The sequence below is a fragment of the Sphingobacterium sp. xlx-130 genome, assembly GCF_011007405.1.
GTDB lineage: Bacteria > Bacteroidota > Bacteroidia > Sphingobacteriales > Sphingobacteriaceae > Sphingobacterium > Sphingobacterium luzhongxinii.
Genome location: NZ_WFKN01000001.1, coordinates 489,371 through 515,766, shown reverse-complemented (window position 1 = coordinate 515,766; position 26,396 = coordinate 489,371). Strand labels below are relative to the sequence as shown.

The 26,396-nt window shown below is 38.9% G+C and carries 25 protein-coding genes; 11 read left to right on the top strand and 14 right to left on the bottom strand.

Annotated features, from left to right (window positions below; translation table 11 throughout):
* The first annotated feature begins 113 nt into the window (after positions 1 to 113).
* The gene (gene rny, locus G7B18_RS02275) at positions 114 to 1,673 is read left to right on the top strand and encodes a ribonuclease Y (RefSeq protein ID WP_164110515.1); all 1,560 of its coding nucleotides are present in this window, start codon (positions 114 to 116) and stop codon (positions 1,671 to 1,673) included.
* Between the two features lie 95 nt (positions 1,674 to 1,768).
* On the opposite strand, the gene G7B18_RS19045 is transcribed toward rny, so the two are convergent.
* The 6 genes from G7B18_RS19045 to G7B18_RS02250 form a co-directional block, all read right to left on the bottom strand.
* On the bottom strand, positions 1,769 to 1,915 hold the full coding sequence (locus G7B18_RS19045) for a hypothetical protein (RefSeq protein WP_240452744.1): 147 nt from the start codon (positions 1,913 to 1,915) through the stop codon (positions 1,769 to 1,771).
* A 32-nt stretch (positions 1,916 to 1,947) separates the two neighbouring features.
* On the bottom strand, positions 1,948 to 2,109 hold the full coding sequence (locus G7B18_RS19040) for a hypothetical protein (RefSeq protein ID WP_240452743.1): 162 nt from the start codon (positions 2,107 to 2,109) through the stop codon (positions 1,948 to 1,950).
* A 125-nt stretch (positions 2,110 to 2,234) separates the two neighbouring features.
* Positions 2,235 to 3,953 (bottom strand): tetratricopeptide repeat protein, encoded by a 1,719-nt coding sequence (locus tag G7B18_RS02265; RefSeq protein WP_164121989.1) that lies wholly within the window; start codon positions 3,951 to 3,953, stop codon positions 2,235 to 2,237.
* A gap of 137 nt (positions 3,954 to 4,090) precedes the next feature.
* Positions 4,091 to 4,756 (bottom strand): hypothetical protein, encoded by a 666-nt coding sequence (locus G7B18_RS02260; protein ID WP_164110509.1) that lies wholly within the window; start codon positions 4,754 to 4,756, stop codon positions 4,091 to 4,093.
* Positions 4,757 to 4,836: 80 nt separating this feature from the next.
* Positions 4,837 to 5,454 (bottom strand): fibronectin type III domain-containing protein, encoded by a 618-nt coding sequence (locus G7B18_RS02255; protein WP_164121988.1) that lies wholly within the window; start codon positions 5,452 to 5,454, stop codon positions 4,837 to 4,839.
* A 528-nt stretch (positions 5,455 to 5,982) separates the two neighbouring features.
* Complete coding sequence (locus G7B18_RS02250; protein WP_164121987.1) at positions 5,983 to 6,957, bottom strand: helix-turn-helix domain-containing protein; 975 nt, start codon at positions 6,955 to 6,957, stop codon at positions 5,983 to 5,985.
* 400 nt (positions 6,958 to 7,357) lie between these two features.
* Here G7B18_RS02250 and G7B18_RS02245 point away from each other — a divergent pair, with 400 nt between their 5' ends.
* The 3 genes from G7B18_RS02245 (at position 7,358) to G7B18_RS02235 (ending at position 9,506) form a co-directional block, all read left to right on the top strand.
* On the top strand, positions 7,358 to 7,999 hold the full coding sequence (locus G7B18_RS02245; RefSeq protein WP_164121986.1) for a TetR/AcrR family transcriptional regulator: 642 nt from the start codon (positions 7,358 to 7,360) through the stop codon (positions 7,997 to 7,999).
* 318 nt (positions 8,000 to 8,317) lie between these two features.
* Positions 8,318 to 8,941 (top strand): IPT/TIG domain-containing protein, encoded by a 624-nt coding sequence (locus G7B18_RS02240; RefSeq protein ID WP_164121985.1) that lies wholly within the window; start codon positions 8,318 to 8,320, stop codon positions 8,939 to 8,941.
* Between the two features lie 82 nt (positions 8,942 to 9,023).
* Positions 9,024 to 9,506, top strand: coding sequence for a hypothetical protein (locus G7B18_RS02235; protein WP_164121984.1), 483 nt, complete (start codon positions 9,024 to 9,026; stop codon positions 9,504 to 9,506).
* Between the two features lie 81 nt (positions 9,507 to 9,587).
* On the opposite strand, the gene G7B18_RS02230 is transcribed toward G7B18_RS02235, so the two are convergent.
* Complete coding sequence (locus tag G7B18_RS02230; RefSeq protein WP_164121983.1) at positions 9,588 to 9,788, bottom strand: winged helix-turn-helix domain-containing protein; 201 nt, start codon at positions 9,786 to 9,788, stop codon at positions 9,588 to 9,590.
* 330 nt (positions 9,789 to 10,118) lie between these two features.
* Between G7B18_RS02230 and G7B18_RS02225 the strand changes: the two genes are divergently transcribed.
* Positions 10,119 to 10,646: a hypothetical protein gene (locus tag G7B18_RS02225; RefSeq protein WP_164121982.1), complete on the top strand. Its 528-nt coding sequence runs from the start codon at positions 10,119 to 10,121 to the stop codon at positions 10,644 to 10,646.
* 1 nt (position 10,647) lies between these two features.
* A complete protein-coding gene (locus G7B18_RS02220) occupies positions 10,648 to 11,241 on the top strand; it encodes a hypothetical protein (protein ID WP_164121981.1) in 594 nt (197 codons plus the stop codon).
* A 17-nt stretch (positions 11,242 to 11,258) separates the two neighbouring features.
* Here G7B18_RS02220 and G7B18_RS02215 read toward each other — a convergent pair whose 3' ends face one another.
* Both G7B18_RS02215 and G7B18_RS02210 read right to left on the bottom strand, forming a co-directional pair.
* Positions 11,259 to 12,098 carry a prephenate dehydrogenase gene (locus G7B18_RS02215; RefSeq protein WP_164110489.1) on the bottom strand — a complete coding sequence of 280 codons (840 nt, stop codon included), beginning with the start codon at positions 12,096 to 12,098 and terminating at the stop codon, positions 11,259 to 11,261.
* Positions 12,099 to 12,185: 87 nt separating this feature from the next.
* Positions 12,186 to 13,349, bottom strand: coding sequence for a pyridoxal phosphate-dependent aminotransferase (locus tag G7B18_RS02210; RefSeq protein ID WP_164110487.1), 1,164 nt, complete (start codon positions 13,347 to 13,349; stop codon positions 12,186 to 12,188).
* 497 nt (positions 13,350 to 13,846) lie between these two features.
* Here G7B18_RS02210 and G7B18_RS02205 point away from each other — a divergent pair, with 497 nt between their 5' ends.
* From G7B18_RS02205 to G7B18_RS02190, 4 genes are all read left to right on the top strand, one after another.
* Complete coding sequence (locus G7B18_RS02205; protein ID WP_164110485.1) at positions 13,847 to 15,685, top strand: ABC transporter ATP-binding protein; 1,839 nt, start codon at positions 13,847 to 13,849, stop codon at positions 15,683 to 15,685.
* Between the two features lie 165 nt (positions 15,686 to 15,850).
* On the top strand, positions 15,851 to 17,041 hold the full coding sequence (mqnE, locus tag G7B18_RS02200) for an aminofutalosine synthase MqnE (RefSeq protein WP_164110482.1): 1,191 nt from the start codon (positions 15,851 to 15,853) through the stop codon (positions 17,039 to 17,041).
* Between the two features lie 9 nt (positions 17,042 to 17,050).
* Positions 17,051 to 17,671: a histidine phosphatase family protein gene (locus G7B18_RS02195; protein WP_164110480.1), complete on the top strand. Its 621-nt coding sequence runs from the start codon at positions 17,051 to 17,053 to the stop codon at positions 17,669 to 17,671.
* On the top strand, positions 17,671 to 18,417 hold the full coding sequence (locus G7B18_RS02190; RefSeq protein ID WP_164110478.1) for a menaquinone biosynthetic enzyme MqnA/MqnD family protein: 747 nt from the start codon (positions 17,671 to 17,673) through the stop codon (positions 18,415 to 18,417). The genes G7B18_RS02195 and G7B18_RS02190 overlap by 1 nt, the downstream gene beginning before the upstream one ends.
* Before the next feature lie 10 nt (positions 18,418 to 18,427).
* On the opposite strand, the gene G7B18_RS02185 is transcribed toward G7B18_RS02190, so the two are convergent.
* The 3 genes from G7B18_RS02185 to G7B18_RS02175 form a co-directional block, all read right to left on the bottom strand.
* Positions 18,428 to 21,463: an SbcC/MukB-like Walker B domain-containing protein gene (locus tag G7B18_RS02185; RefSeq protein WP_164121980.1), complete on the bottom strand. Its 3,036-nt coding sequence runs from the start codon at positions 21,461 to 21,463 to the stop codon at positions 18,428 to 18,430.
* 1 nt (position 21,464) lies between these two features.
* Positions 21,465 to 22,691: an exonuclease SbcCD subunit D gene (locus G7B18_RS02180; protein ID WP_164110474.1), complete on the bottom strand. Its 1,227-nt coding sequence runs from the start codon at positions 22,689 to 22,691 to the stop codon at positions 21,465 to 21,467.
* Positions 22,692 to 22,796: 105 nt separating this feature from the next.
* On the bottom strand, positions 22,797 to 23,210 hold the full coding sequence (locus G7B18_RS02175; protein ID WP_164110472.1) for a c-type cytochrome: 414 nt from the start codon (positions 23,208 to 23,210) through the stop codon (positions 22,797 to 22,799).
* Between the two features lie 158 nt (positions 23,211 to 23,368).
* Here G7B18_RS02175 and G7B18_RS02170 point away from each other — a divergent pair, with 158 nt between their 5' ends.
* Positions 23,369 to 24,061: a prolyl oligopeptidase family serine peptidase gene (locus G7B18_RS02170; protein ID WP_164110469.1), complete on the top strand. Its 693-nt coding sequence runs from the start codon at positions 23,369 to 23,371 to the stop codon at positions 24,059 to 24,061.
* A gap of 46 nt (positions 24,062 to 24,107) precedes the next feature.
* On the opposite strand, the gene G7B18_RS02165 is transcribed toward G7B18_RS02170, so the two are convergent.
* Both G7B18_RS02165 and G7B18_RS02160 read right to left on the bottom strand, forming a co-directional pair.
* Complete coding sequence (locus G7B18_RS02165) at positions 24,108 to 25,274, bottom strand: tetratricopeptide repeat protein (protein WP_164110467.1); 1,167 nt, start codon at positions 25,272 to 25,274, stop codon at positions 24,108 to 24,110.
* A gap of 21 nt (positions 25,275 to 25,295) precedes the next feature.
* A complete protein-coding gene (locus tag G7B18_RS02160; RefSeq protein WP_164110465.1) occupies positions 25,296 to 26,393 on the bottom strand; it encodes a tetratricopeptide repeat protein in 1,098 nt (365 codons plus the stop codon).
* Positions 26,394 to 26,396 lie beyond the last annotated feature (3 nt).

The window sequence follows — 26,396 nt, the reverse complement described above, 5'->3', positions numbered from 1 at the left end:
TCATGATCATACGCTCAAATCATGTGTAATCGAAGTTTAATAATACATGATACCTGTTAATTTAATTGCGGTTTTTTTTTAAAAAAAAAACTAAATAATATATACTAAATAAAATGGAGTTATCTATAACAATTTCAATTATAATATCGCTCTTAATTGGTGTTGCAATAGGGAGGTTTTTATTGCAATTGCTGTTTAAGAAGCAAGAGAAGGATGCTAGTGAAAAGGCGGAAAGTATTTTGAAGGAAGCGGAAAAGCAAGCAGAGCATACCAAAAAGCAACGACAATTGGAGGCTAAAGAGAAGTTTCTTCAACTGAAAGCAGAGCATGAAAAAGAGGTCAATCAACGTAATAACACGATAAGCCAAAAGGAAAATTCTATCCGTCAAAAGGAACAATCTCTTAACCAAAAGTTGGAGAGCATCAATCGTGAAAAACAAGAACTTGATAATAAGAGCAAGAAGTTGGATCAGTTGACCGAATTGAACGAAAAGAAACGTGAAGAGGTTGAAGCGTTGAAAAACCAACATATCCAACAATTAGAGACTATAGCAGGACTTACTGCCGAAGAGGCGCGTGAGCAATTGGTATCTTCTCTGAAAGAAGAGGCCCGTTCACAAGCGATGATTCAAATCAAGGATATCGTTGATGAGGCTAAATTGACAGCTTCAAAGGAGGCTAAGAAAGTGGTTATCCAAACTATCCAACGTACAGCTACGGAGTCTGCTATAGAAAATACGGTTTCTATCTTCAATATTGAAAACGATGAGGTAAAAGGACGTATTATCGGACGTGAAGGGCGTAATATCCGGGCTTTGGAAGCGGCGACTGGCGTAGAAATTATTGTAGACGACACACCAGAAGCTATTATCTTATCTGGGTTTGATCCTGTGCGTCGTGAGATAGCTCGTTTAGCGTTACATCGTTTGGTGACAGATGGTCGTATCCACCCTGCTCGTATCGAAGAGGTTGTTGCAAAAACACGTACACAGATCGAAGATGAGATTGTAGAGATCGGTGAGCGTACAGCAATCGACCTGGGTATCCATGGTCTACATCCAGAATTGATCCGTATGGTAGGTCGTATGCGTTACCGTTCGTCCTATGGACAGAATTTATTACAGCACTCCCGTGAAGTAGCCAATTTCGCAGCTACTATGGCTTCTGAATTAGGCTTAAACGTGAAACATGCAAAACGTGCCGGATTATTACATGATATCGGTAAGGTACCAGATGACAATCCTGAATTGCCACACGCGATTTTAGGTATGCAATTGGCCGAAAAATACAAAGAGCATCCGGATGTATGTAATGCGATTGGCGCTCACCACGACGAAATCGAAATGACAGCGATGATCTCACCTATCGTTCAGGCTTGTGATGCGATATCTGGAGCTCGTCCAGGTGCTCGTCGTGAAGTAGTTGAAAGTTACATCAAGCGTTTGAAAGAATTGGAAGCATTGGCATTATCTTACCCAGGGGTAGAGAAGACATTTGCGATTCAGGCGGGACGTGAGCTTCGTGTTGTCGTAGAGAGTGAAAAAATATCTGATGCACAGTCAGAGATATTAGCCGCAGATATATCGAACCGTATTCAGACAGAGATGACTTATCCAGGTCAGATCAAAGTCACTGTAATCCGGGAGACACGTTCTGTTTCGTACGCGAAGTAATCGCTTAAGACATAAGCATAAAAAAGCCTCAAAGTGAAAATTTTGAGGCTTTTTTATGCTTGATTGTAAGATCGTAGGTGCGTACCATTGAATATTTAGATGTTTTCAAGTTCTTCTTTCGTATAACCTCCCGTACAATCCATACAGGAATTTGCATATTGGTTGTACTCATCATAAGCAGCCCCTATTTTCCCAAATAGTGTTATGATACGGTCTATTCTTATCCGATAATCGTTATCCATGATTATGAAGACGCCTTTGTTTTTTTCTTCGGTCATTTGGAGTACGGTTCCCTGCGCTTCACCGACTGTGTTATCATCCTCAAAATAGAATATTTTACCCCTGTTTTTTTGAGGATCTGCTCTTCAATAATTTCACGATATTCCCATGCTACCGGGAGATATTCGTTTCCTTTCGTCGCGATTTTGGTCTTCATTTTTATTAAATTCAGACTTTAGAAGTCAAGTTCAGTTATTTGGATTTTTTATAAATGAAAAATACGTAATTTCTCACAGACATCACAACTGCTCCTATAGCATTACATCCCTAGTCAGCTTGGTGTTAATAGAAAATCGCTGAGGAAGACTGGATCTTGGTGTCTGCGTATTTCCAGGCTTCATTGAATGCGATCATAATTTTTTTTGCGTCGCTGATTTTTTTTTGCTTTAGTAATGCCTCATGTAGTCCCAATAATGCCCAGCCATTTTTCTTCCATTTTTTTAAGTCTTCTACATATATATGTGCTGCTTTTTCGTAGTTTTTAGATCGTAGTAGTACTGCTCCTAAATGATGCCTTACAGAGAAAAACCAATCCGGTGGTTCGTTATAGTTTAGTTTATCCTCTATAGTAACAGCTTCTTGAAGTAGTTGTATCGATTTATCGAGATCGTTATTTTTAACATTTATTGCAGCAGCAAGTACTTTATTTGCTATCTGTACCAAATCAGCCATTGTATTTATATTCCAGACCGTGAGTTGGGAGAGGCTGCTGTCTCTGGATAATTCTTCCAGTTTTTCGGCTTCTTTTTGAGCGTTGTTAATCTCTTTTTTCCCAATGTAAGCCAGCCCTTTAGCATAATGCCAGATTGCGTTCGGATAAGGCATGTTTCTTGGCGGAGCAGGAAAAGATAGAATTTTATCCCACATACCGAATTTAACAGCTATGTAGTAAGGTATCGTGTAATAATGCTGTAGGGTGCTCCATTCGGGCTGTTCCATCAGATCGCGTGCCAGATGTTGTTGTAGCCTTTCAGCAGCATAGAATGATAGCGATGAATTGCCCTCTAGGGCAGCTGTGGCAGCAAGGAAATGGTAGTTGTGTGGATAATAAGCTAAAGGGTATATTCCATGCGCATAGCATGCGATTGTATAAGCACTGTCAACAGCTATGGCACGCAGGTTTGATTGTGTCGCGAGATGGTAGTCACCCGTGTTAATGTAAATATGGGAGGGCATATGTAGTAGATGGCCTGCTCCCGGCACTAAAGTATCTAAGAGCTTTGCACTATTGAGGGCGCGTTGGGGAGCAGATGATGCTTCCACCGCATGTATGTAGAAATGATGTGCGCCAGGGTGCTTTGGATTGGATTTCATAAGCTGTTCTAAAACGCCAACCAATTCGGGAGTCCATTCTTTAGACTGTTTTGTTGTATTGTCGTAAAGATCCCAAGGGTGTAAGTTCATTAAAGCATCAGCGTATAAAGCACCGATATCCGGATGTGCAGGAAATTTCTCATACACTTTTTTCATTGCGTTGGCGTAAGCAATATTTAATGGTGATCGGTCGGCTGGTGGACTAGATTGATACCGATAGCTTAGTGCTTTGATAAGTTCTATTTCTAGTGGGGTACCACCCATGGAAAGAGATTTAGCTTTTATGACAGCATCGTTAGCTAGTTGATAGTTGTCGTTTTCCATTCCTGCATTGTAGTTAGGCCCTAGTGCATAAGCAAAGCCCCAATGGGCCATAGCGCAAGTTGAATCTAGTCGCATGGCTTCAAAAAAAGACCTTGCTGCTTCCGCATGATTAAAACCATAGCATAACATCATTCCTTGGTTGAAATATTGTTGTGCTTCTTCGTTTGTGGTTGATATTTTGAAATCAATACCCGCTAAGCCTTTAAATAGAGGAGCTTTTTTTCCTGAATAATACCATTCTCTATCGGAAGTTGTAGTACTAGCACAGGTGGATACATCCGAAGTTTTTCTCTTCTTTGGTTGTTTTCCCTTGCAGCTGATAAGAAACAGTGCCGTTAATAGTAGAAAAGCAAATCTAAACATAACAGTATAGTTGAAATAGAAACTTTGGCTATCGTCAGGAGGCTGAACGAAGTGCTATACTATAGGGCAGTAATTATTTGGCGTTGCAAGTTTACTTCGTTTATAACATGAAGATAATGAATGCTATCGATACTATCTTATAACATTTGAAAATTGTATACATCCTTGCTCAGTTGTGCAATATTGAAGATAGCTCGGCTGTATATCTGATACAATTCATTATACTGCACGATATAGTCGTCCATGGTATTGTAAACTTCTGTCACGGTCTGTAAGAACTCTTGCAGATCCTTATCCAAAGAAACGATATCGACATCCATATCTTCATGATGGAGGAATATAGCGTCCAGAACGGTGAAGTTTAATGGATCTATCGGCTTGTCTCCCCTGTAAAAGGTATCGGTAATAGCATTGTATGCCGTGGTACAGCTACGTACCTCATCATAAAACCGTAGGATAGCTTGATGTAGCTCTTTTACCTGCAAGTAGAAGTCGCGTAGTTCTACCTGTAGTTTATAGTCTAAGTTGTATAGTGGGGCTGATGGCGACAATTGGCTGGTCTCTTTGTAGAAGTTATACATGTCCAGCAGTTCAAGATATTCTCTATCTAGGAGGTCGATCTCTATGATGGCTAATAGAACTTTTCCTCTTTCTTTCTCGAAGAGCAGTTTCATTTTCCAGACCTCATCGTGTGCTTTGCGGTAATTGTCCAAACTTTGAACTTCATGAGATAGGGGAGTCCCTATTTCATTCGTTGTATAAATAAGATCTCGAAGAGGGTGTTTGATGCAGATAGTCTTCATAATTGGTAATCAAAGTAGTCTAAAGATAATAAAACTTTCACGATGTACCAATATTGATGCATCGTGAAAGTTTCGTTTAACTATACGACATAGCAGCGTACGATGTCACTGTAATTGGGCGTAGGGTTTGTACCTAGATAGGTCACTCTAAATTCGTATTGTTGCAAATGCTCCAGATTGCCGATTATTGTCTTGGACTTGCTTGTCAGCACACGCGTCCACTCATTTTCGCTACCTACCTTTCGGTATTCAAATTGGTAAAATCGTGCTGGTTTCCATGCTTTGACACGCACACCGACCTGCTGTAATCCCGCTTGCGTAATTTCTACCCTAAAATCGGTTGGTTTAGGGGAGGATTCTCCACTGGCGACCTTTTTTTTGCTTGGGGCGAATCCGGCTGCCATAATGGTTGCTGGATTACCCTGTGCCACAGTCTCCACGTAGAGCGAGAAGTCATACAGCAATGCCTTTAGTTGAGCCGCCTGCTGGTTCTTTAATTCCACCTGTCGCATATCCCTAAAAGAAGCCTCTGTGAGACCACTACGATAGGCCTGTAGAGCGGATTCTATCTCCGCTAAGGTAGGCACAGGATCAGGAAATAGGCTTGCATTTTCTGTTACTTTTGCAAGGATGTTTTCAGCGTACTGCAGCAGCTTTGCTGCGGTTTCTGTTTTGGATGAAAGTACTGGTTTTGCCATAACTTTAAAATTTAAATTTGTTAATAGATAAAAGTTTATGGCCCAAAGGTACTACGGGCACTATTTGAAACAGGGGGGTAAATCGGGTCAATCTTTTTAGAGGGCGTCTGTTTTTTGTGACCCGATTTGACACCATCGGTTCTAAAATAGTTTTAAAATAGGGTATAAGGTTATTTAGAGCATGCTTTTGAGGGTAAGTCCGTACTCACCGTTTTGATCCACTTTTGCGCCAAAAGTGGATCGGTTTTAAGAAAAAGTAGATCTGTTTTTGGCAAAAGTGGATCCGATTGCTGTGATCTTGATGTACTTTGTTGCAAAAGTCAAAGGGATTGTCTCGATCTTGATTCCAGTCGAGTGTAAAGTGAATCGGTATTTGCCAAAGCCAAATCCGATTGTTGCGATCTTGATGTGTTTTGCAGGAAAAGTCATAGGGATTGTCTCGATCTTGATTCCAGTCGAGTGTAAAGTGAATCGGTATTTACCAAAGCCAAACCCGATTGTGAAAATCTTGGATCTGATTATCGCTAATTAATTCACCAAAGATCTTTTTCGTATCATTTTTTCTCTCCATTCGGTAGGGGTATATCCGAATCGTTTTTTAAATAGTTTTGAAAAGCTCTTTTGACAGACAAAATGTAATGAAAATGCAATAGAAACTATGGTATTATCCGAAGCCATGATCCGGTCCCGAGCTTCCACCAGCCGTAATTCCTGAAGATACGCACTTACGCTGTGCGGTCGATTCGCGAAACTCCGGGTCAGTGTCCGTACGCTGACATTCAAGGACTCGGCTATACGCTGTAAGGTAAGTCCTTCTTCGCAGAAGTGCTGTCGCAAATACGTTATTGTTTTATGATACAGTCTGACTTCATGATCCTGTTCTGTATCGGTTTCTTCTTTGGCTTCGTTGAAGACGATATCAAATATCCGTAAGTTCCAGGCCATCAGTAGATAATATGTGCCAAAAGGCCGGAAGCTGATACGTTTGAGTGCATCTAACACACTGAACAATTTGGGATGTAGAGTCATCTTACCCAAAACAGTACATTCTTTGCCTGTATGGTCCATATTGAGCCAGGTCCTTATTGCGGGATATTCTGCTGCCAATCGTTCCATATTAGCAGGTAATATACCTATCATAAATACCCAATTTTTGCCATCGTTGAGCTGTACACTTAAGGGGGCGATCGATTGTTTATAACATTGGATTTCTCCCGTGGATAGTGGACGAGGCGGTGACGTCAGTAATACGCTTCGTCCCGACAGGTCCATATGTATCCAAAGACAGTCCTGCATGTTGGTATGTATTTCCAGCTGCTGTGGCGATAGCTGTATGCTGTCTTTTACCTCCAGCCAGTAGAAATTATCATTGTATAAATAACGATGAGCAGGCTGTTTGTCAGTAATGGAGCAATGCGTTTCTGGGATAAAGGAGAGGTAGCCATCGTATCGGGATGCCTGTCTCAGAGCGCTATTTTCGTTCAGAAATTTTACAAATGACATAATTATATTCTCCAATCGGTTGTCTTAAGATAGGTGAAAAATATGAGAATATTCGTATCTCTTTTATAGAATGATAAAATTGTCAGGGCAGAGATATACCTTTACGAGCCATCAATGTTGTAACTATATAGGTAAACGGCATACTTACCTGTTTTTGGAAAGAGATATCATTTTTTAACACATTTGTTAATTTAATTCTTTTATAAAAATTTTAAATGTTTTCAAACTAATTGGTGAATTATCGGGCTTCACGATGATCTGGCCGGTATAATCAATTATGAATTTTGAAGAAAAAATTGAATTCTGAGTTATTCGGGCATTCCAAATAGAGCCACATGACTCGTCCTTTATTATTTTATATAATGAAAGGAAATCCCTACTTTTAAGGGGTTTTAAAAAAATGGCAAAGCAGATACGTAAGACATATAAAGGGGAGAAAAACGATAAAGAGCGTACTATGGGTAAGCTCTTGGCAGCAGTAGGAGAGGTATTGAAGGAGAAAGGGTATACGGGAATGACTATAGCTAATATTTCTAAACAAGCAGGAGTAGACCGTAAGCTGATTTCACTTTATTTTGGATCAGTTGAAAACCTAGTAGAGACTTATATTAAAGGAAAAGATTACTGGGTTGGGGCGATGGCAGGGGCTGTGGAGCATTTTGGAACTTTGTCGACAGAAGGATCTAAGGGTTATCTACAAGCCTTGTTGATGAAGCAGCTGGATCACTTTTTAATAGATGAGGAGATGCAAAAGTTAGTAACTTGGCAGATCAGTGAGGAGTCTGATGTAATGGATCAGATAGTACGTGAGCGGGAGAAGATGAGTGCTCTGTTTTTTGCACTTGCAGATAAAGAGCTGGAAGGGCGTAATGTGGATCTACGGGCTATAACAAGCTTGCTCGTGGCGGGGATATATTACTTAGTGCTGCATGCTAGGTATAGGAAAGCCACTGTATCCGAAATTGAACTGAACGATGCTGGGTTTGATAGGATACGTGCTGCTGTGAAAGACATTCTTTCTTGGGCATACGATATAAAATAATTTATGACATTACCATAAGAAACTTCTGGCAACAGTTGTTTTATAACCTCTAATAAAAACGGTACACTCGGCTTGCGATTTTTCTTATTCCAAACCAGAGTGAGTGTTTTGTTCTATTTATGCCCCCATTTCTTTTTTTAAGTACCGATATCATTTTTTCTTGTGTTTTTTTTCCTAAACAAGGGAAAAAAATAATGTTTTTTTTCACAAATAGCATTGATGTTAAAATTAAAATTCTCATTTCAATATTCGTTATAAATTAATTCTCGCAAACTTATATAAAATTCCTATTTTTGAGAAAATTATAAGTATTTAATAATGAGTATTTCAATTAGAGTTTGGTTTTGTGTTGCTTTTATAGTCTTTTTCAGTGCGTGCGAAAATAAGAATGAACAATTTTTGCCTGCGCCTATTATTGATACCGTAGAGGTATCTGGTACTAAGTTGACGCTGCACGTGAACCATTTCAATCTTTATGACCGTAGTAAGAATCTTATTAAAGTAGATGATCAAATTTTGAGCTATGAAATAATCAGAGAAAAGGGGAATATATTTTTGGCCGACTTCAAAGCAGATGTTTTCGATGAGTTTAACTTCGTAAGGACAGTGTTGTTTCACAATGGGTTTAGTGAAACAAGTAAGCAAATATATAGTCCTTTATACCCTGTTATATTAGAGATCAGTCCCAAAAGAGCTTATCCAGGAGATACGATTACCATCGACGGTAATAACCTCGATTTTAAAGAAGATCTAGCTGTACTTTTTCCGACTTCTAGCGGAGATTATGTATTCGGTAAGATTATTTATGGCGATGAATACACGTTAAAAGTAATTGTACCTGAGAATGCGGTCAGTGGGGCTCTGCTGTATCGGAATCGATTGGGCATATCGGATAAACTCATGGGATTACTCACTACGGATCTAGAGATTAAAGTAAAGTAAACCCGTTGTGCATTTTAACAGAGGTTCATAAAGTACTATCCTCATATTCAAAAAAAATTATATATAAAAAAACCTTAAAAAGATGATAAATTTAGTAAGAATAAATGCATTGATTGGAAGCGTATTACTTATGTTGACTTTTACAAACTGTAAAAAAAGCCCGGATGCTGTTCCCAATATGTATGAACACTTCTTAGAGTTTAAAGACAAAAGCGATAAAAATTTATTAAATGACTTTGATATCAATAAATTAAAAACCGATATAATAGTAAATACTGAGAAAGGCGACGAGGTTAATACCGTTTATTCAGTTGTTGAAATGAACAGCAAAAAAATTCTCAAAATAAATTCATCTACCTTACCGAATAATAAGGTCAATGTCTTGATTTATACGATACATAATGAGGAATTAATGGGGGATTCAGAAAAGCATATCCTAAAAACTAACTGGAATATTTCAAACAACAGGATTACACTAACAGATCTCTTTAAAAATGGCGAAAAGCAAATCTCAATTAAAGAAGACTTTGTTAGCTTTAGTCACTATGTTTTGACTAAAGAATGATAACGTATTACTTACGTTTAGCACCGCCAGATCGACAACACTGTCTCTAGGTGTGTAAGTTATAGAAATACGGAGTTCTTCTTATTCCAATATAGCCCAAAAACCACTTTTTGTGGAGCCTATCCTATTTATTAGTTTCTGCTTTTTAAGCTTGTCTATCTGATATTCAACACCTCTTACGGATAGGTTTGCTTTCTCTGCTAATTCCTGACGTGTAATGTACGGATTGTCTTTTATAAGAGATAATATCGTTGCAGAGGTCCTCCGTAAAGTTTCTCCCACAGTTTCGGCGACATGTGCATACGCAACCACTCTAAATCCATGTTGAAAGTTTTCAAAGATAGGTTGTCTCAGTCCGTAATTGGTAAATCCTTCAGTGATGTGCTAATCGTATTATCTTAAATAATCGCGCTATAACTTGTGCACGTTCAAGTTTTTACAGTTCGTAATAATTCTCGTTTATATCTCTTGGATAGAAATAGCCTTTTATACAGTTTGGATTTCTAATACAGAGTTGGATATGATCCTTTTCGCGGAATCCAGCATTTGGGTAGGGAACTTTACCTTATCCAAGATTTTTTTAGAATCTAGATAATTGCTTACTTTTGTTGGATGAACAAGAAGAATAGGAAGCAGGACCAAAAGGAAACGCTGATTAGGCCGGTAGATAAGTACTTTAAGGAATTGGATAATACATTTTCGCAGGGAAATAAAGGACTTTACGCCCTGTTTTTAGCACTTGCTTTTTTTGGATTTATGGGATTGATATGGATGATTCCATTTCCGCAGTTTGATTTTCTTATTCGTATGAATGCCCATACGTTTCTGAATTGGGGATCTGTATTTATTGCTGTGGTAATCTATATTTACCTGAAATTAGCACCGACATTGTCTTATGCAGTCTTGTTTTGTATCGCTGTTATGAGTTTTTTTATTGTGCAACTCGAATATATAGAGCGGGATGGCGGGCCTTCGGTAGTATTGGTATGTTCGAGCATAGCTCTTGTTTCGTCACTCATTTTATTTGTATTGATTAGAAAAGAGGAAGGTTTGGGACTAAAGCACTTTTTTAGTCTAATAGGATTGGGGCCGATCTGGTTATGGTCTAAGGTGTTTGATAAATTTAAATGGAAATATTAATATGAGTGCATTTAACTATCCCCTGCATTTTCAATTCAAGATCGGAACTCTCGCTAATGACTTTATGGCAAAGGATGCCTCGGGTGAGACCATTTGTTATGTACGTGAGAAAATATTTGCATGGCGTGATCAGATTAAAATCTATAGTGATGAATCCAAAACCAATCTCCTGTATGAATTGGTATCTGATAAATTGATTGATTTTCAGCAGACGTTTACGATCAGCGACCATTCGGGTAGGGTAGTGGGCAAGGTGCGGAGAAAAACGCTTCGATCATTATGGAGATCGACCTTCCGACTGATGGATAGTGCGGATACACACGATCATACCATCCAAGAGAAAAATCCTTGGACAAAATTTATGGATGGGCTTTTTGGAGAGATACCATTGATAGGTATACTATCGGGTTATTTCTTTAATCCTGCTTATTTATTGTCCAATAGTGATGGCCAGGTATTATTCGAAATCAAAAAGGAACCTTCTTTTTTCGGGCGTAAATTTACGGTACATAAGCTGACGTCGGATGCAGTGGATGAAGAACGTTTTGTCTTGAGTCTAATGTTAATGGTATTGATAGAAAGAAGCAATGGTTAACCATTGCTTCTTTTATTCTATTTTATAATCCTTTTTATCTTATTGGACTTCTTTATCAGTTTGTGAAGTCCTTCGTAATCTTCATCTTCTAGTTTACGATGTAGTTTTTGCAACTGCTTGATATGTTCTTCCAAAACTTCCAATACATTAGTTCTATTCTGTTTAAATATAGGTGTCCACATATCGGGCGATGATTTGGCAAGACGTACGGTAGACTCAAAGCCCGAACCCGCTAGTTCAAAAATCCGACCCTGTGACTTTTCTTTTTCCAATACCGTCAATGCTAGCGCAAATGAAGTCAAGTGGGATATATGCGAAACATATGCCGTATGCATATCATGCTCTTCGGCATTCATAAATACTGATTTCATCTCCAACTGTTCGGTGATAGCATCAGCTATATCAAAGGCATCTTCGTCCGTACGGAAGGCATCGACATATACCATGTTTTTGTCTTTAAACAAATTTGGTATCGCCGCCTCGGGTCCCGAATACTCTGTCCCTGCCATGGGATGGGCTGCGATGTAACGCCCTCGTTTGGGATGATCGGCGATGAGTTGCAATATATTTATTTTGGTCGATCCCATATCGATGACGACCTGTGTGTCAATCTGATCAAGAATAGCAGGAGCCAACTGCATAATTGCATCAACGGGTACTGTTAATACAATTACTTTGGCTTGCTTTATGGCGTCTTCCAAAGACATAATCTCATCTACCAGGCCTAACTGTAGGGCTTTTTTTTGATTGGATTCGTTTTTGTCTACCCCAATTATTTTGTCGAAAGATTTTGTTTCTTTCAATCGGATGGCTGTAGATCCACCAATTAATCCGATCCCGACAATAGCTATGTTCATTTTATAGTATTTAAATGTGAGATATTAGATAGGAGATTTCATAGCCTTATCAACCATACAACTCCGTAACAATATAACTCGATAACCTTATTTAACCATTATTCCGATTCGTGCCAGTGCCTTATCTAGAACCTCCGTTTTTGCGCATAGACTAATACGGATATATCGATCTCCCGCATTACCAAATATGCCGCCCGGAGTTATAAAAACTTTAGCGTCATATAACACTTTATCACTTAGTGCATAGCCGTCCGTATATTGCTCAGGAACTTTGGCCCATACGAAGAGTCCAACCTGATTGATATCGTATTGACAGCCTAATAGATCCATAATTTCAAAGACCTTTTTGCGACGCTGTGTATAGGCTTCGTTCAACTGGGTATACCATGATTTGTCCAAAGATAGTGCTTTTGAGGCTGCAAGTTGTAATGGTAAGAACATGCCTGAGTCCATATTACTTTTGAACCGTAAAATCTCATTAATTCGGTTTTCGTTAGCAACGAGCATACCAATACGCCAACCGGCCATATTGGACGATTTACTTAAAGAGTTTAGTTCTATAGCAACTTCCGCAGCCCCATCAACAGCCATGATACTTTCCGGATAATCATTCAGTATAAAGCTGTATGGATTGTCATGACAGATTAAAATGTTGTGTTTTTTACCAAAAGCAATTAGCTTTTCAAAGAAGCTTTTGTTGGCCAATGCTCCTGTTGGCATATGTGGATAGTTAACCCACATCATTTTTACTTTGCTTAAATCTGTTTTTTCTAAGGCGTCAAAATCCACCAACCAATGGTTTTCTTGACATAGATCGTAAGGCACTATAGTCGCGCCAGAGATCTTTGCCGCTGATGTATAGGCTGGGTATCCTGGATTAGGTATTAATACTTCATCACCTTCTTGAAGGTAAGTCATACATATATGTACTATACCTTCCTTGGATCCTATTAATGGAAGAATTTCTGTTGCTGGATTTAAAGTAACGTGATAATATCGCGAATACCAATCTGCCATCGCTTGACGTAACACAGGAGATCCTTTATAGTTTTGATAACCATGTGTATTGTCTTGAGCGGCTTGCTCGGTCAGCACTTGGATGACTTCAGGGTGCGGAGGTAGGTCAGGGCTTCCTATACCTAGATTGATTACCTGTGCTCCGGCCTTGTTCATCTCGTCAATTTCTCTCAACTTCTTCGAGAAGTAATATTCCTCGGTCTGTTGTAGCCTTTTCGCAACTTCAATATTCATATGTAAATTATTTCATAACAGTGTCTAAAAAGGAAGCGATAGGCGTCATTGCCAACCTGAGGAACAGCCCGTCCCGAGAATCGGGAATGGTGTGCCATCTAATTTGCTTAAATACAGATTGTCTCGTCATACTTCCTACCCATGATAGATTTGTAAACTATGCCGTCATCCCGACCGAAGTGGAGGGATCTAGAAGTTATATATTAATCCTATACAGTTCATAGACCTCTCCATAAGGTCGAGGTGACATTTACTTTTACTGTCATCAAATCTCCTTTTTTAAATTTGGTGCTAAATTTATAAAAACAAAATCGCTTTGTTGAATTATTTGGCGACAAAATAGCTAAAGGCTGTAAAATATGTAAATTAGGTGTGCCTAATAGGACAAGCTTGATTGGATAGCTGATATGCCGCCGATAAACGGCCGATGGTACATCTGGTTCAAGAATAGGATTGATGAAGGTTTTTTTCTATTTTTGTGGTTCTTAATTTTTTAAATGAAGACATACTTTAGACTATTATCTTTTGCTAAACCGATAAGCAAATTTGCCATACCTTATGTTATCTGTACAATAATTACTGTTGTATTTGGAACATTAAATCTAGCATTGCTGATGCCATTGCTATCGGTATTATTCAAGGGGAGTGCAGAAGTAGCCGAAGCTGTCGCACCTGTATTGCAGAAACCTGAACATTTTTACCAAATAAAGGAATGGTTTAATTATTTGTCCAATAGCTTATACTATGAGCTAGGACCTTATGGTGCGTTAAAGTATATTTGTGTTATTATTGTCATATCTGTCTTTATTTCCAATCTATTCCGTTATTTCTGTCAACGGATTATGGAAAATTTTAGAATACATACTTTATTAAGGTTGCGTAAGGCCGTTTTTGATAATGTAATGAATTTGCATTTGGGTTTCTTTACCAACCAACGGAAGGGAGATGTTATATCAAAAATAGCTTCGGATGTCGGTACCGTACAGTATTCAGTAACGGGGACGCTTCAGGTGGTTTTTAAAGAACCACTTCAATTGATCGCTTATTTGGTCACTTTATTCCTCATTTCACCTCAGTTGACTTTGTTTTCCATGACGGTAATTCCGGTATCTGCATTTTTGATCGCACGTATTGTAAAAGGTCTTAAAAAGGAGGCACGTGCTGGACAAGAATCTTTTGCGAATATGATTACTTATCTCGATGAAGCTTTGTCGGGTGTAAAGATCATCAAGTCCTTTAACGCGACACGATTTGTGAAGGATCGTTTTCATGATGAGAATGAACATTTTGCCTCTATTATGCGTAGAATGGCCGCACGTCAACAGATGAGTTCGCCTGTGTCCGAGTTATTGGGAGTAGTGATGGTGGCTATTATTCTGTTGTATGGCGGTAGTCTAGTATTATCGGGGGAAGGAAGTTTAGATGCTGAAGCATTCATCACCTATATCGGTATCTTTTCTCAGGTAATGCGCCCCGCGAAAGCGTTGACTGACTCTTTTAGTGGTATTCATAATGGACTGGCAGCAGGAGAGCGTGTACTGGAACTGATTGATGAAAAAAATCTGGTCAAGGACAAAGAAGATGCTGTGGTCGTGAACACTTTTGAAGATTCTATTCAGTTTGATAGTGTGGATTTCAGCTATGGTGATCGTAATGTGCTTAACGGTATTAATCTTAATATTGAGAAAGGGCAGACGGTGGCTTTAGTCGGCCCTTCAGGGGGAGGTAAGTCTACGCTAGTCGATTTGATTCCTCGGTTTATGGACGTGACCTCCGGAGCTGTCAGGTTTGATGGTAAAGACTTACGCGATTTGAATCAGGATTCACTGCGAGCTTTAATAGGTACGGTGAATCAAGACTCTATATTGTTTAATGATTCTATCTTTAATAATATTGCCTTTGGAAGTCCATTTGCGACAATGGAGGAAGTAGAGCATGCTGCGCGTATAGCGAATGCCCATGATTTCATACTGCAGACGAGTGACGGTTATGATACCAATATTGGGGATCGTGGGACTAAGTTGTCCGGTGGACAGCGGCAACGGATCTGTATAGCGCGGGCAGTACTCAAAAATCCTCCTATTATGCTGTTGGATGAGGCTACATCGGCATTGGATACCGAATCAGAAAGACTGGTACAGGATTCTTTGTATAAGTTAATGGAAAATAGGACTACCGTGGTGATCGCCCATCGATTGAGTACGATACAAAACGCTGATAAAATTGTGGTATTAGAAGGAGGAAGGATTGTGGAGGTGGGTGCACATACGGAACTGTTGACAAAGAATGGATTGTATCGAAGATTAATAGATATGCAGCAATTTGCGGAGACCTAGTAGATTTTTTTCTGATAACTTTCTTGCCTATTGGCGAACCAAAGGAATCATGAAATTTTTGTTCTGTGGATTGGGTGTAAAAAGGTACTACGAGACGCATATTTTGCGTTAGGTATTGGCGAATACGAGGCATTTTAGCTAAGTTTGTATTAGAAGGAGAGACACATGAATGCTAATAAGGCACTTGATTTTTTAATCAAAAGTGAGACAGACCCAGATTTAAAAAGAATAGCAGAAAAAGTCGTTGCTGAAGAACGAATTACAGTCGAAGAGGGTATAATCCTTTACCAAAAAGGTGAACTGAACTATTTAGGTGTTTTAGCGAATTTCATCAGAGAGCGTAAGCACAGGGATCGTACCTATTTCAATAGAAATTTTCATATCGAACCGACCAACGTATGTGTTTATGATTGTAAATTCTGTTCGTACTCACGGATGATCAAACAGCGTGAAGAAGGATGGGAGATGGATGTAGCGGGTATGATGGATGTCGTTCGCCGCTACGATGATGAAGCAGTGACCGAAGTACATATCACAGGCGGCGTTGTACCTAAACAAAACCTAGAATTCTATGCTGATTTTTTTAAAAAATGTAAAGCGCATAGACCTGAATTGCATATCAAGGCATTAACTCCAGTAGAATATTACTATATTTTCAAGAAAGCGAAATTAAGCCATTACGATGGGATGAAATATCTTAAAGAATGTGGCTTGGATTCGATGCCTGGTGGAGGGGCTGAAATTTTTCATCCCGAAGTCCGGGAGAAAATAGCACATGATAAATGTACCGCTGAGCAATGGTTGGATATTCATGAACAGGCACACAAATTGGGGATGAATACCAATGCAACAATGCTTTACGGTCATATTGAAGCGTACTGGCATCGGGTCGATCACATGGAGCGTTTACGCCAATTGCAGGACAAGACCGGAGGTTTTCAGACTTTTATCCCCTTGAAGTTTAGAAATAAAGACAATCAAATGTCGAATATTCCTGAGGTATCTGTGATTGAAGATTTAAGGAATTATGCTATCGCACGGATCTATTTAGATAATTTTGATCATATAAAGGCCTATTGGGCAATGATATCAAGAGAAACGGCACAATTATCGCTAGCTTATGGTGTTAATGATATAGATGGTACCCTGGACGATACCACAAAAATCTATAGTATGGCTGGTGCGGAAGAGCAAACTCCGGCGATGAGTACACAGCAATTGGTCGAATTGATAAAGAATGTAGGGAGGCACCCAATCGAACGGGACACTTTGTATAACGTGATAACAGACTATAAAGATGTTGTTTTTGAAGAGGATAAATCAAAGCGTTACTATGCTTTGCCCGTTGTAAATTAAAACAAAGCATTGAAGAAAAGTTTCTATTTTATAAGACACGGACAAACGGATCTAAACCTAAAAGGGATCGTGCAGGGACGGGGAGTAGATTCTCCTTTGAATGAGAATGGCCTCAAACAGGCTGAAGCGTTTTTTGAGGCTTATAAAGATGTACCTTTTGATAAGATCTATACATCGACCCTTTTGCGCACGCATCAGACGGTTGAACCTTTTTTGACCAAGAACATTTCGGTTGAACAATTGGAGGGATTGGACGAGATTAGTTGGGGGATTTATGAGGGACAGGAGCAAGATGAAACTATTTTGAAAGGGTTTCAGGCACTTATCGAGTCTTGGCGAAATAATGAACTGGACGTCCACGTGGAAAATGGGGAATCACCTAATGAGTTGGTTGAACGTCAAAAGCGGGCAATAGCCTATATGTTGACAAAGGAAGAAGAAGAGAATATTTTGGTCTGTATGCACGGCCGTGCACTACGGATTATGTTGTGCCATCTTACGAATGTACCTGTCAGTCAAATGGATGATTTTCCGCACACAAATACTGCTTTATATATCTTAGACTACGATCAGGGGACATTCTCGATATCAGATTATTACAATACAGAACATTTGAAAGAATTATTATAATGAGTAAAGTAAGGGTTTCAGCGGTGAGCTACACCAATACATTGCCATTTCTGCAAGGACTTAAGTCTTCGCCTGTAATGGATATGGTGGATTTAAGTGTAGATTACCCTGCAGAATGTGCTCGGAAAGTAATAGCAAATGAAGCAGATTTGGGGATTATACCTGTGGCTGCATTATTAAAGATAGCTAATCCTGTTATTATTACAGACTATTGTATAGGTTCGGATGGTGCGGTCGATTCTGTTTTTATCTTTTCGGATAAACCTATTTCTGAAGTAAAAACACTTCGTCTAGATCCTCAATCCCGAACATCAAATGGATTGGCCCGTATTCTATTAAAGTACTACTGGAAAAAATATGTAGATATCGTATGGGAAGGTGATGCGGATGCCTATGTCCTCATCGGAGATCGGACTTTTGGCAAGAAGGAAGAAGTCGCTTATGTATATGACCTTGGTCATTTCTGGAAGGAACTAACCGGTTTGCCCTTTGCTTACGCCGTTTGGGTCGCGAATAAGGAATTGTCGGCAGAGTTTGTGGATTTATTCAATAAAGCATTGGCCGATGGTGTGTCGCATCCTAAAGATGTCATACCTGGGTTGCCGGTATATCCAAACTTTGATTATGAGGTCTATTTAACAGAAAGCCTAGATTTTAAATTGAATGTCGGAAAGAGACAAGCTATAGCAAAATACCTCGAGTTGTATAAAACACTAGAAGAAATAGAAATAGCTCCTATAACTTAGGAGCTATTTTTTAATTGTAATTTATTTGGCTGCCTTTTTCTAAGTCTTTAATTACCGATATAGAGCGTGGCATACGCTCTTTCAGTTCATCCACATGTGAGATAATACCGACAACCCTATTCTCATGGTGTAGGTATTGAAGCGTATCAAATACCGTATTAATGCTTTCTGCATCTTGGGTTCCGAAGCCTTCATCAATAAAGAAGAAATTTCGATCGGCTTTATTTAACGACTGGATATTTTCGGCTAGTGCCAAGGCAAGGCATAGCGAGGCTTGAAAGCTCTGCCCGCCAGAGAGCGTCTTCACTGATCGTTGGTAACCATCATGAAGGTAATCAATCACCTCAAATTCATTGTTTTCATTGAGGCACAAGCTGAGCTGATTCTTGGTGAGTCTATGGAAACGCTGGTTGGCTATCTCGCAGAGTCGTGCCAGATGTATACTCGATACATAATTGATAAAACCATTGCCTTTGAACATATTGTCTAGTAATCTTAAATTTTCCTTACGATTATTAAGCTGTTCGTAGTCAATTAATAAGTTTTTTTTCTTGTCCAATTCAATGGTCAGACGGGTTAACTCTTTTTCTAGTGCGCCGGTTAGTGCGAATTGCAACTCAAGTTCTTCTTTTTTTAATTGGTAGATTTCTTCCGTGTCTTCGAATAGCTTCTGAGAGAATGAGCTGTCTTTAGTCAGTTCTTTTAGTTCAACGATTCTTGTGCTTAGTGTATTGTGTTGTACATAGAATAACTGTATCTTTTCACGTAGGGTCACGACATCCAGATTTTTGTCTAGAATAGCCTTCACGACGGTGATATCTCCAAATTGAAATTCTTTCAGGAGACTATTGATTGTTCCTTGTAGCGCTTGGAGCTGTCCATTCAGGGCAACGTATTGTTCATGAGCTTCTGCATATTGACCAGCAGTCTCTGCAAATTGCGTCTTGGCCCGTATGAGTATATCATTCCAATCTGTAACCTGTTGCTCGACACGATTTATTTTCTCTTCCAGTTCGCGGAGCTGGTCGATCAATATTGATTTTTCTATTCCTTTATAGGTAGATACTTCGATTACTTTTAACTGTTGTGTATGTTGGGCCATTTTTGCCTCAACTATCTTGATCTGATTTTTTAAATCATCTAAGGATTTTTCATATTTAACCCGATTCTCCTGGGTTTCCTGTAGCTCCTTACGAATATCTTTGATGTCATTTTCTTGTTGAAGAATCTTGGATTCTAATTGCTGAACTTCGTTTTTTTTCACTTCAAAAGCTTCACGGTTTCCCTGTTCAAAACTTTGCCAGATAAAACCATTATTATGTATTGAAATTAAGCCGGAGATTTCCTGTGCATTTTGTTTAAGGGATTCCAACCCTTTGAGTTTATCCGTAATCAATACAGTAATCGCCGATACCTTGGTATAGCGATCCCTCAGCTCCTGTTCATTGGTTGTTAACTGTACTCTTTCACCATTTAATCGGTCGATCTCTAGCGTCCAGTTTTCTTCATGCATGGGATTCGGATGATCTAAAGAACCACATAACGGACATGGCTCGCCCTGATGTAGTCTTAGTACATATTGAGATAGTTCCTGCTTGACTAAGATCGAGTTTTCCTGTTCTTTTAATAAATTACTTTGTGCCGAAATATCGGTTATTTTTCCTTGGAGTACCTCTCGCCAATTTGTTTCAGAAAGATTTTGCTTTTCCAGATCAGAACGATAGCCTGCTATTTCTACTTCTTGCTGCTGCAATTTGTCTTGAATATCGGAGAGTTGTCCCTGTAACTGATCGTATCGTTGGTACCAGTTTTCGATAGCCATTAATTCCTGTGTCGGCGTACGTGAGTTTTTAGCAAGCTCTAGTCGATGCTCCTCTTCTTGAAGACGAATAATCAGGTTTTGTTCTTTCTGCTGGGTTTGAAGTACAATAGGGGAGCCTCTATTTACCCGATTTTCTAACTCGATCTTGCTTTGTTCTAATTCGGCATTGGCAATTAATAATTGATAATCGTCCGTCTTCTTTTTATAGGAGGGAAGCTGTTCGTAATCATCTTTTAAGCTTTCCAATTGCTGCTCGGTCTCTGTTATCCTGTGATTGAGTAATTGTTTGTTGTCTTTAAGCTTTTCAATTTTGATTAATAGTTGCTCTTTATTATAGGTAATGTGATGGAGACTATTGATTGGTTCTCTAAAATGTAGGGAGACAGACTCAAATTCCTGAATCTCCTTTTCATACAGCTTTACTTTAGGACGTTGTTGTTCTAAGGTTTCTAGTTCAAGTTGTTTGTTGTCAAGATCAGTCTTGTTTTCCTTCTCTATACGTAGTTTATATAGTTGTTTTTCAACTTTTTCAAATTCTAGCTTTACCTTCTCTAAGAAGAGCTTCGCGTCTTCTAACGCTTGCTTATTCTCGATAATTATTTCGTTCGAGACTTCTTCAAATCCCGTAAGAGCACCTTTTATATGTTCAAGCTTTTTATTGTTATTACTTTGTAATAGACTTACTTTGGGACCAAGGTCATACTGGTTTAAAAAGAAAATCTCTTTCATCATATCTGAACGATCCTTTCCCTTTAGTTCTAAAAACTCCATGAACTGTCCCTGAGGGATGATAATTGTACGTCTGAAATTTGGATAGGAGAGGTTGGTAACTTTGGCTCCATCTGCTGACTCTAGAGGGATCCAATTGTTATCTTTCCATACATAGGCGTAGCGTTCGATGCTAGTTGTCTCTTCAAATTTTTTTTTACGTCTCCACTGCGCCACAAATCTAAATTTCTTGCCTTCGAAGTTGAGAAATTGAAAATCGATTATAGCAGTGTCGGATTTGAGGTTAAGCATGTTGTATGCTCGTTTCTCTTGCTTGTTAAGACGTTCTGTTTCGCCGTATAAGGCAAAGCTTATAGCTTCTAGGATGGAGGATTTTCCGGAGCCAACTGCTCCAAATATACCGAACAAACCTCCCTCGGTCAGTTGTGTGAAGTCGACTTCCTGTTTCTTTTGATAAGAATATAATCCTTCTAGACTTAAATATATCGGTAGCATATTATCCTTCTATATCTTTGTTTTGTGTCATTACTTCCTTAAATAAGGCATTAATCTCTTCGTTTGGATCCTGTCCGTATTTGCTTCTGAAATAGTCGGCAAAAAGGGAGTGGATATCTTGATCCAATTTGACAGTAGTTTTGGACTCTGCATGCTCATTTACACCGGTCAATACTGGAATCACGTGAATGATTCCGTCGTGAGCCTCATGTAGTCTTTTTAATTCTAGCGAAGAGAGGTAAGTGTCGGTTTCCATGGTGAGCTCGACCAATGTATCTGGGTGTTCATGAAGCCAACTTACGGCATCATCAATAGATTGAAATTTCTTACGGTGTAGTCTACGTCCTTTGGTTAGACCTATGGGCGTAATTTGAGGAACTTTAGCTGGTTCTATTTCAATTAGGACTACTTTTTTGCCTTGCCCAGCTTCTGCAAATGAATAGGCTAGAGGGGCACTGGAATATACTACTGGAGAACGGTGTCCTGCAATGTGTTGATAGCGATGTAGATGGCCCAACGCTGTGTACTGTATAGCTGTCGGAATCCCGTCGGTATAAGTGATGTCGGCATTTCCTATTTTGATTGGCTTTTCACCTTCGGGTTCTTCCAGTAGCTCTCCGCCGCGTTCCATCATGTATAGATGTGCCGTCAGTATGTTTACTCCCTTGTCGTCACAGTAGTTTTCTGCTAGTTTTGCCCAGTGGGTACTGAGCCATTGATTAAGCTCTTCGGACTTATCTTCTATCCCCATGAATTGCTTAAGCCGTATTTCATTGGCATAAGGTGTCGTTAATAAACGTATCGGGAAAGGGATGTGTGCTAATTTAATTTCTAAGAAGCCTTGATCACTGTTCGTTATCTTAAAATGATCGTCGACAGCAAACGGATGTATTTTGAAATTGGGATAACCTATAAAAATAATTCCACAGGCCTTGGCCAAAGGATCTACAGAATCTACACGATCTGGAGAATCGTGATTTCCAGCTATGGCTATGACAGGACGTTTTCCATTTGCTGTAAGACGTTTCAACGTTTGATATAATAGCTCAGTAGCTTCTACAGGAGGGTTGAATGTGTCAAAAAGGTCTCCTGCTACTAGGATTAGATCGACCTCTTGTTGTTCAGCTATTTGACATATTTCATCTAAAACATCCTTCTGTTCTTCCAGTCTCAATACGAAGTCAAGACGCTTTCCTAAATGCCAATCAGCGGTGTGGAGTATTTTCATGATACAAATCTGTAGTAAATTTTCCTCTGTCGTGTCGACAGCTTTTTTTGACAGAGGAAAAATACAGATTTTTGCCCAAAAGAACAGTTAATAAAGTATAAAAGTTTAAGGTTGTATAGCTACAGTTTTCGGCTCTTTGTTTCCGTTATGACATGTTTCACAAGTAATGTTTTGAATTACACCAGCATGTTCGTGCTTGAAATATTTCTTGTTTATTTTATTTGTCATTTTCATCATCTCTCGCGCAGTGTTTTTATGCGGATTTTCGTCGCTGGCAAAGTCTAATCCTTTTTCACCATTAGATTTTGGCGCATGACAAAAGTTACACTTAACGCCGAGAGCAGCATTAAATCCCTTCATGACCTTCTCCAACTCTTCATGTGATACATTTTTAGGAAGGACTTTTAGGTTTTTAGGACCTTCTGTCTGTATGGTGGCAGGCGCTTGAGTGAATGCACTGATTGTAACGACAACAGCGGCAATACCCGATAAAATAAGGAGTTTTGAACGATTTATCATGGTTATAACTTTTTACTTAGCGCAATATAGTTATATGATTTGAATTGTCATAGTACAGTCATGTGAATTTATGGTTAAATTTTTGATTAAGCTCATTTTCTTTGAAAGCTCGGTGTGGTTTTATAGATTTGCCCTCGACTAAACTAGGATATAAATTTATGTGGATAAGAATAATTGTAATGCTATTGATATTGGGCCCTTTTTTTCGTGTTTGTGCAGACGATGTGAAACCAATCAAAAATAAAACCTCTTATGATTTTCTATTACGATTGCCTAATAGCTATTCCGAAGAAGGAGAGAAGCAACCTATTTTGGTGTTTTTGCACGGTAAGAGCTTATCGGGGTCTAATCTAGAACGGGTGAAGCGTTATGGCGTATTGTATGCCATGGAAAAAGGTCTGGAAATACCAGGTATAATAGTAGCTCCTCAGACGATTAATGGCTGGAATCCAGATCAGGTAATGGAAGTCATAGATTATATTCTCGCTAATTATAACGCGGATGCTTCGCGGGTATATGTTTGTGGGATGAGTATGGGAGCCTATGGAACTATGGATGTAGCTGGAAAGTATCCGGATAGAATTGCGGCTGCAGTCGCAATTTGTGGCGGAGGTACAGCTAACTATGCTTGTAATCTAACACAGGTCCCTTTATGGATACAACACGGTAACCGGGATCGCGCAGTGCCATTGTCCGAATCAAAGAAGATGTTTAATGCAATAAAGAAGTGTGATGATGATGCCGACGTTACATTAACAGTGGTACCAGGAGGAACACACGGCAGTGTCGAACGTTTGTTTCATAAGGATGAGATCTATGATTGGTTGTTTTCTTATAAAAAGCTTAAATAAAAAAGAGATGCATTCAGCATCTCTTTTTATTTAAGCTTTTGTATTTCTACAGAGCGTCAATTTTTTCTTGAATCGCTTTACTTTTCTCTTCCAACTGTAGGAAATCGTAAAGACCTTTCAATCCTTTTAAAGCGCTCTCGTTTTTAGGATCATTTTCAAGAACCTTTAAGAAATGTGCTTCAGCGGGTTTTATTTTTTCTTTCAATTCACCGACTTTAGTGGTGTATTGGTTATTGGATAACGTCTTGTCGTCGTTAACTTTTTGTAATTGCTCGCGAATAGAATTCATCAATACCACACCTGCATTTAAGTTCGCATCGTTATAGTTTGGATCGATTGCAATCGCTTTACTATAGGCTTCGTATGCTTTGTCAGCGTTGTTATTTGCGCTTTGAGCTATACCTAGATAATAATAAAGATTTTTGTTCTTGCCATCTTTTGAAATTTGATTTTCAATTTCGCTGATGATTTTTGACTCGTTACCAACAATAAGATTCAATTCGATATTCTGTACGACCGCATCATTTTCATTCGGGTATTCCTTTGCTGCTAATGCTGCATACTCCAAAGCGCTGGTTGTATCTTTAAGTGATAGGTAAAGCTTTGGTAAATCTACCAATACAGCTTTATGCTGCGAATAATTCTTTTTGTCAATCAGTTGTTTGTATTTATCAATACCATTTTGATAATCGTTGTTTTGTATTGCTGCAAGACCAGCGTAATAGGTCAACGTCGTATCCCCTGGCATGTAATTAAGTGCTTTATTGAATGCATCGTAAGCGGCCTTGTATTCTTTCTTGTCCCAATATCCTACTCCGTTATTGAAGTTAAAAGAATATAGGTTTTGTTCTGCTACGCTGATATTCGTTTTGTTCTTTTGGTCTTTGTCCAGCTCTTTAGCTTTAGCGATACCTTCGGCAGCTTTCGTAGCCTTTTCTTCACTTTTTTCGTCTACTGCCATATTCGCGTACACTAAAGAATAATAAGTCCATGTTTCCGCTAAATCTTTAGTCTTCTCATGAACAGAAGCTGCGTCGATCGCTTCTTTAGCTGTCTGTAGGAACGATACGCCTAATTGAGCGGACCCTGTGCTTCTTAATTCTTCGTATTTTTGAATGTTGGAAGCTGCTTTTTTCAGATTACTAGATTGGGCAAATACCGTAGTACCTGCTGTAACCATCGCTGATAAAATTATTGCTTTTTTTAAATCCATATCTAATTCTTATTACTATTTCTAATTATTTGAAAGCTGGTTGAGTAACACATTGACTCGATCTAGTTGATCGGGATCTTCTGCCGCTTCATAATACAATGCTAACCCTTTTAACGCATTAATTGCATAAGGTTGTATACCATTCGCCTTTAAAAGATAATCCTGCGCACCGTATTGGGCCTCTAAATTGCTCTTATCTTTTAAAAACTGGTTTAAGAAGATTAGTCCTAATGCTAAATTTGCATCGTAATTGTCTTCATCTAATTCTATTACTTTATGGTAATATTTTTTTGCGAGTTCGGTATGCCCTCCATTTTCGTTGGCAAAACCGGCCAAATAATGTAATTCTATGTTTTCTGGCTCGTACTTGATCGCTTCATCTATGATGGGAACTATCGCAGCGTAGGATTTGGACGCTGCATAGTTTTGAATCAACAGAAAAAGAATTTTTTTGTTGTTCATAAACTTATTTCGAGCGGCCTGTAGTGTGTTTAAATAGAGCTGTTTTTCATTCTTGGAGTTATACAGGTCGGCTAATGCCAAGTATTTGCCTGCATCAGCATCCGTTTCTTTTATGATTTGACTATAGTAGTCTATAGCTTCGTCAGTCTTTCCTGCTTGAGCAGCTAATAATGCAAGATTGTTAAGGACATCTTCTGATTTGGAACCCAATTTGTTTACCTGCAGAAAACTATTATAAGCTTTTTCATACTCTTTGTTTTCTATAGCTTTGTTTGCTTTATAAATATAAGCTGCAGTAAGGTTTTGATTAACATACTTAATCTCACTCTCGAAATTGTCTTTGTCTTTTTGCTTTAATTTTGCAACAGCCGCCAACGTAATGTCAATAGGATCTTTAGCTGTCTTTATCTTACGTGTCGAATCGGCATAAGCAAGCGAGCTATAAACAAGAGCACGCAACATGTTATTTTTAGAGAGAGAAGAGTCTCTCTTTGTCGCATAGGATGCGTCGCTGAATTTCTTGGCACTTTCCAGCTGCTTAATATCCCCCGTCTGTATATAACGGGCAAAACTGTTGGAGCCCTCCTTGTAATTGGATTGGGCTACAACAGTTGTACTTAAACTTATCAATAATAAGGAAGCCGATATTGCTTTCATATT

Bases quoted from the DNA above. Each gene is read 5' to 3' on its own strand.
- G7B18_RS02220 (WP_164121981.1), top strand. From the start codon at position 10,648: ATGAGTGCATTTAACTATCCCCTGCATTTTCAATTCAAGATCGGAACT.
- G7B18_RS02190 (WP_164110478.1), top strand. From the start codon at position 17,671: ATGAGTAAAGTAAGGGTTTCAGCGGTGAGCTACACCAATACATTGCCA.
- G7B18_RS02250 (WP_164121987.1), bottom strand. From the start codon at position 6,957: ATGTCATTTGTAAAATTTCTGAACGAAAATAGCGCTCTGAGACAGGCA.
- G7B18_RS02210 (WP_164110487.1), bottom strand. From the start codon at position 13,349: ATGAATATTGAAGTTGCGAAAAGGCTACAACAGACCGAGGAATATTAC.
- G7B18_RS02165 (WP_164110467.1), bottom strand. From the start codon at position 25,274: ATGGATTTAAAAAAAGCAATAATTTTATCAGCGATGGTTACAGCAGGT.
- G7B18_RS19045 (WP_240452744.1), bottom strand. From the start codon at position 1,915: ATGGATAACGATTATCGGATAAGAATAGACCGTATCATAACACTATTT.
- G7B18_RS02170 (WP_164110469.1), top strand. From the start codon at position 23,369: ATGTGGATAAGAATAATTGTAATGCTATTGATATTGGGCCCTTTTTTT.
- G7B18_RS02180 (WP_164110474.1), bottom strand. From the start codon at position 22,691: ATGAAAATACTCCACACCGCTGATTGGCATTTAGGAAAGCGTCTTGAC.
- G7B18_RS19040 (WP_240452743.1), bottom strand. From the start codon at position 2,109: ATGAAGACCAAAATCGCGACGAAAGGAAACGAATATCTCCCGGTAGCA.
- G7B18_RS02185 (WP_164121980.1), bottom strand. From the start codon at position 21,463: ATGCTACCGATATATTTAAGTCTAGAAGGATTATATTCTTATCAAAAG.
- G7B18_RS02260 (WP_164110509.1), bottom strand. From the start codon at position 4,756: ATGAAGACTATCTGCATCAAACACCCTCTTCGAGATCTTATTTATACA.
- G7B18_RS02205 (WP_164110485.1), top strand. From the start codon at position 13,847: ATGAAGACATACTTTAGACTATTATCTTTTGCTAAACCGATAAGCAAA.
- G7B18_RS02175 (WP_164110472.1), bottom strand. From the start codon at position 23,210: ATGATAAATCGTTCAAAACTCCTTATTTTATCGGGTATTGCCGCTGTT.
- G7B18_RS02225 (WP_164121982.1), top strand. From the start codon at position 10,119: ATGAACAAGAAGAATAGGAAGCAGGACCAAAAGGAAACGCTGATTAGG.
- G7B18_RS02255 (WP_164121988.1), bottom strand. From the start codon at position 5,454: ATGGCAAAACCAGTACTTTCATCCAAAACAGAAACCGCAGCAAAGCTG.
- G7B18_RS02265 (WP_164121989.1), bottom strand. From the start codon at position 3,953: ATGTTTAGATTTGCTTTTCTACTATTAACGGCACTGTTTCTTATCAGC.
- G7B18_RS02160 (WP_164110465.1), bottom strand. From the start codon at position 26,393: ATGAAAGCAATATCGGCTTCCTTATTATTGATAAGTTTAAGTACAACT.
- G7B18_RS02240 (WP_164121985.1), top strand. From the start codon at position 8,318: ATGAGTATTTCAATTAGAGTTTGGTTTTGTGTTGCTTTTATAGTCTTT.
- G7B18_RS02235 (WP_164121984.1), top strand. From the start codon at position 9,024: ATGATAAATTTAGTAAGAATAAATGCATTGATTGGAAGCGTATTACTT.
- rny (WP_164110515.1), top strand. From the start codon at position 114: ATGGAGTTATCTATAACAATTTCAATTATAATATCGCTCTTAATTGGT.
- G7B18_RS02245 (WP_164121986.1), top strand. From the start codon at position 7,358: ATGGCAAAGCAGATACGTAAGACATATAAAGGGGAGAAAAACGATAAA.
- mqnE (WP_164110482.1), top strand. From the start codon at position 15,851: ATGAATGCTAATAAGGCACTTGATTTTTTAATCAAAAGTGAGACAGAC.
- G7B18_RS02215 (WP_164110489.1), bottom strand. From the start codon at position 12,098: ATGAACATAGCTATTGTCGGGATCGGATTAATTGGTGGATCTACAGCC.